Annotated in this window: 5 protein-coding genes; 2 read left to right on the top strand and 3 right to left on the bottom strand. The window is 60.3% G+C overall.

The window, feature by feature from the left end:
• Positions 1–116 precede the first annotated feature (116 nt).
• Both B2G71_RS23480 and B2G71_RS23475 read left to right on the top strand, forming a co-directional pair.
• Positions 117–1,154, top strand: coding sequence for an IS110 family transposase (locus B2G71_RS23480; protein ID WP_098109081.1), 1,038 nt, complete (start codon positions 117–119; stop codon positions 1,152–1,154).
• Positions 1,155–1,538: 384 nt separating this feature from the next.
• A complete protein-coding gene (locus B2G71_RS23475; RefSeq protein ID WP_098109079.1) occupies positions 1,539–2,690 on the top strand; it encodes an AAA family ATPase in 1,152 nt (383 codons plus the stop codon).
• 230 nt (positions 2,691–2,920) lie between these two features.
• On the opposite strand, the gene B2G71_RS23470 is transcribed toward B2G71_RS23475, so the two are convergent.
• From B2G71_RS23470 to B2G71_RS23460, 3 genes are all read right to left on the bottom strand, one after another.
• The gene (locus tag B2G71_RS23470; RefSeq protein ID WP_098109078.1) at positions 2,921–3,244 is read right to left on the bottom strand and encodes a transcriptional regulator; all 324 of its coding nucleotides are present in this window, start codon (positions 3,242–3,244) and stop codon (positions 2,921–2,923) included.
• A 4-nt stretch (positions 3,245–3,248) separates the two neighbouring features.
• On the bottom strand, positions 3,249–3,569 hold the full coding sequence (locus B2G71_RS23465; RefSeq protein ID WP_276306944.1) for a type II toxin-antitoxin system RelE/ParE family toxin: 321 nt from the start codon (positions 3,567–3,569) through the stop codon (positions 3,249–3,251).
• 45 nt (positions 3,570–3,614) lie between these two features.
• Positions 3,615–4,891, bottom strand: a 1,277-nt coding sequence (locus B2G71_RS23460; protein ID WP_141521692.1) for a tyrosine-type recombinase/integrase, incomplete at its 5' end; no start/stop codon positions are given.

Raw genomic sequence — 4,891 nt, 5'->3', positions numbered from 1 at the left:
CAAACAGGCGGCATAAACAACAACTGGGATTAGCTTAACTCAGCCGCCAAACTGTCCAAGAAGGCGGAACCACCTCTAGGTGATGTCGTTGTAGGACTCACATGAGGGAGCCGCCCGTGGAACAGATTACCCGTATAGGCATGGACACGTCAAAGAACGTTTTTCAGCTACATGGCGTGGATGCGGCAGAAAGACCGGTCCTGCGCAAGAGGCTGACGCGCCGGGAAATGATACGATTTTTCGAGAAGCTGCAGCCGACCGTTGTTGCCATCGAGGCTTGCGGCAGCGCGCATCATTGGGCTCGACTACTTGGTTCATTCGGCCACGAGGTGAAGTTGATCGCGCCGCAGTTGGCGAAGCCCTACGTCAAACGCGGCAAGAACGACGCAGCGGATGCGGAAGCTCTGTGCGAGGCAATGAACCGCCCGTCGATGCGATTTGTGCCGGCGAAGGGGGCCGAACAGCAGGCGGCGCTCATGCTCGTGGGCATGCGGACCAGACTTATCAAAAAGCGCACGCAGCTTGCCAATGCGATCCGGGGCTTTGCTGCGGAATTCGGGATCGCCGCAGCAACGGGGATGTGCCGTATCGAGCCGCTGCTCGATCGCATAGCGGCAGAGGAGACCATACCCGAGCTTGCGCGTGATTTGTTTGCGCTTCACGGACAGGAGTACGCGCAGCTGCAGCACGAGATCAAACGGATCGAGGCCAAGGTCATGGAATGGCATCGCAATGACGAATGCAGCCAGCGGCTTGCACGGATTCCCGGTGTCGGCCCGATCGGCGCATCCCTGCTAATGATGAAAGCCCCAGACCCGCGCATGTTCAAGTCTGGGCGAGACTTCGCCGCCTGGATCGGTTTGACGCCCAGAGATCATTCGACCGCCGGAAAACTCAGGCTGGGGAGCATCACGCGAGCAGGAGATGAATTATTGCGGAGCACGCTCGTGGTTGGAGCAACCGCCGTCGTTCAGCATGCCCGCCGCACCGGAGGCAGGAATGCTTCGCCCTGGCTACTGGGCTTGCTCGAACGCAAGAAGCCGAAACTTGTTGCGGTCGCACTCGCCAACAAGATTGCGCGGATCGCATGGAAACTGATGGTGAGCGGCGATCAGTATCGAAAGGCAGATACGCCGTCGGCGGTAGCTGCATGAAAGATCGGCCAGGCACGATGAGCGATGGCTGATGCTGTCGTGCTGAGCTGATGCCGGATCTTGCAAGAGAAGAGCAGATGGTGCGATCGATCGATCCGAGGTGTGTGGCATTCCATCGGGACCAATGGCCGTTCGAGGCCGCTGAGGTGTTAGGAACTCACGCTGCGGAAACCATCTTGGCCAGCGACCATGTGTGGTCGCACCTAAAGGCCGGACATATGGAAGCAAGCGATCCGATCAAATCTTCGCTCAGCCCTTGTAAGAGGGAGCCGTCCACATATGGGTTCCATCAGACCTCGCGATAAACCGCTTGAATGACCGTATTGGCGGCTACAATCGTCAAGTTACTGTTCTTGCTCATCAGCATGAGGCACTGTTGGCAACATGATTTCGCGCTTTGCCGTTGCCGGCTATCGCTCCTTACGTGATGTGGTTCTCGAACTGGGCCAACTCACTCTTATTACAGGCAGTAATGGCAGCGGTAAATCGAGCCTCTATCGTTCATTGCGCCTGCTGTCGGAGACTGCACAAGGCAGACTGATTGCGACGCTGGCGGCCGAGGGCGGATTGTCTTCGACCATGTGGGCCGGGCCGGAAAAGTTCAGCCGGGACATGCTAAGCGGCAAGGAGCGGGTGACGGGCACGGTTCGATCCGGTCCCGTCAGCTTGCGACTAGGCTTTTCAGGGGATGAGCTTGGCTACGCTATCGACCTGGGACGCCCCGAGCCAATGCACCCTTTCCAGCACGACCCGGAAATCAAAGTCGAGACGATGTGGACCGGTGAGCTTCTGGGCAAGTCCAATCTGTTCGCGCAAAGGCGGGGCCCTGCGGTCAGCTTGAGGGCATCGCACACCGGGGAATGGCGCGACGCTTTCACCGACCTTCTCGCCTTTGACAGCATGGTCACTCATTGCGCCGATCCGGTGGATGGGCTGGAACTGCTGTTGATGCGCGAGCGGATGCGTAACTGGCGCTTCTACGACAATCTGCGCACCGACGCGGATGCTCCGGCGCGGCGCCCTCATGTGATGACATATACGCCCGTGCTGGGCAGCGACGGCACAGATCTGGCCCCTGCTATTGCGACCATTCAGGCCATTGGGGATGGCGAAGCGTTCGCCGACGCCATTGACGACGCATTTCCCGGCTCGCGTATCGAGGTGGAAGGCGATGAATATGGCCTTGCGGTGATGCATCAGCGCGGTTTGCTCCGCCCCTTTGAAGCCAAGGAATTGTCTGACGGCACTTTGCGCTATCTGCTGCTGGTCACGGCGCTGCTGTCGCCGCGCCCACCAGAAATCATGATCCTCAACGAGCCGGAGGCCAGTCTGCATCCTTCCCTGCTCGATGCGTTGGCACGCCTGCTGATCGAGGCATCGCATCGCAGCCAGATCGTCCTCGTGTCCCACAGCGACCGTCTGATCGCTGGTCTGCGTAATGCACGAGACCTGCAGGAGATAACCTTGGCCAAGGTGATGGGTGAAACTCATGTCGAGGATCAGGAGCCGCCGCGATGGGTTTGGCCGAAGCGCTGAATTTGAAACAGTGAAAGGGGAGGGTGAGCCGACGACAGCGTGTAACGTGCCGAGCCAGTGCAACGGGCATCGACTTTGTCGGCAGCAACTGCCCGCGCTGCCCTTCCGTGAGGAGCGACCGGTTCAGGCGCGTACCACCTGAAGCCTGCGCGCCAGCATCGCGATCCCAACATTCCATGGCACGATGGCAGCGTTGACCGCCACATTGCCCAAAACCAATCCCGCTTAGGTTATCCAATCTCCACAGCATGGGCTTCAAAGGCGACACCCAGACGCTTGCGCACAGCGCCGAAGATGGCCGCGAGATTGTCCATACTCGGGTTTCCCTTTTCAGACAGCATCCGGTGAAGGCTCTTGCTCGGCCGGTTTGTCTCGGTCGCCAGCTCTTCGAAACCGACAGAGGCATTGACGAGATCGCGTAGAATGAGTCGCGCCACATGCGGCTCCCCATTGAGGAAAGCAGTCGCCGCCTCATCGAGCATGGCCCTGGCGAAGGCGGGATCGCGTGCAGCGCGTTCCTTCACCGTTTCCTTGAAATCGCGGGTCAGCACCATTTCGTCACTTCCTGTTTTTCCTCGCTGCCGCCCTGCGGGCCTTGTACTCGTCCAAGAGTGCGCCCGCCCGGTCGATGTCCGACTGCTGCCGCTTCTTGATCCCGCCCACGAACAGGATGATAAGTTCATCTACGTCGCGGGCGAGATAGAGCCGATAGCCCGGCCCCCAATCGATGCGATATTCCCCGAGCCCGCCGCCGATCCATTTGACGTTCGACAGATTGCCCAGTTCCAGCCGGACGATGGCGGTTGCCACCTTGGCCGAAGCCTGGGAATCGAGATCGTCGAACCAAGAGCGGAACGGGCTCGAGCCGTCCTCGCGAATATACTCCTAAACGATCAATTCACCGCCCATATAGTAACATATACGTTACCAATTGCCCAGCGATGATTCTCTGGCGGCACGACGCGGAAGCGGGGAATGGAAGTCCGGATCGACAGGCTCCGACAAGCGTCGCCGAGAGTACTTCCCGAGTTTCTTGACGGGCCGGTCGATCAGAACCGCAGGATCAGGCAGGCCTTCGGCCAGCATGCCGGCCCAGATTGTCGCAAGTTCCCGTCGGCGCAGCATGTAGGCCGCGCGGTTGTAGGCGCCCTCGATCTTGTCCTTGGGCACGTGGGCCAGCATCAGATCGATCACTTTACGGTCATGCGGATCGCCGTTTCGCTCCGCCCACTCATTCATGATGGTGGAGAACGCCGCGCGAAATCCGTGTGGCACATGATGTCCGTGATAGCCGGCACGGTTCAGCAGGTAGCCGATCGCATTCTCGCTCATCGGGCGATGCGCGTGACGGTTGCTCGGAAAGACCAGCGGTCCACCCCCGGTCAGCGGCCAGATCGCCCGCAGCACAGCGACAGCCTGTGGCGTGAGCGGAACAAGGTGATCGCCGCCCACTTCCTCTTTCCGGTCGCGGTCGCCCTTCATTCGGGCCGACGGGATGCGCCAGAGCGGAAGCTTGCCGTCGAGATCTTCAAATTCGGCCCACTCGGCGCCGCGAAGTTCGCTCGGTCGCACTGCGGTGAGCGCAAGCATCCTGAGGCCGAGCCTTGTGATCGGCCGCGCATTGTCCTCTTCGGCCGCCAGGATCATCTTGCGCAGTGGCACGATTTCGGTGATCGCCGGCTGCCGACCCTTGCGCAGCGGCTTGAGGACCGCGCCCAGCTTTTCGGCGGGGTCGCTTGTCGCAATCCCCTGGGCAATGGCGTAGACGTACACAGCCGAAATGCGCTGCCGGACACGCTTGGCGGTCTCGATCGCCCCCCTTGCCTCGATCTCCCGCAGAACGCCGAGGATCAGCGGCGGGGTGAGTTGCGCTATCGGCAGGGCACCGATCGTCGCAAAGACATCGCGCTCAAGGCTTCGGATGACGTCGCTGGCATGGACGGTGGCCCATTGTGCCCTGGAGTTTTCGTACCACTCGCGCGCCACGCGCTCGAAGGTCTGACGCCCGGCTTCGAGATTCGCCTCTTTCTGCAGTTTCTTCATGACAACAGGATCGTGGCCTTCGCAAAGGATCGTGAACGCGTCGTCCCGCTTCGCGCGGGCATCGGCCAGCGAGACGAGAGGGTCGCCGGTGAAGAACGCTGAAGCCCGCAGGAAAGCGTGGGTTTTATCGAAGTCCAAGTAATCGAAATCACAAGGTT

It is taken from the genome of Novosphingobium sp. PC22D (assembly GCF_002556635.1).
In the GTDB taxonomy this organism is placed as follows: domain Bacteria; phylum Pseudomonadota; class Alphaproteobacteria; order Sphingomonadales; family Sphingomonadaceae; genus Novosphingobium.
The sequence above is the reverse complement of the archived record's forward strand: the minus strand, read 5'-3'. Positions and strand labels throughout refer to the sequence as shown.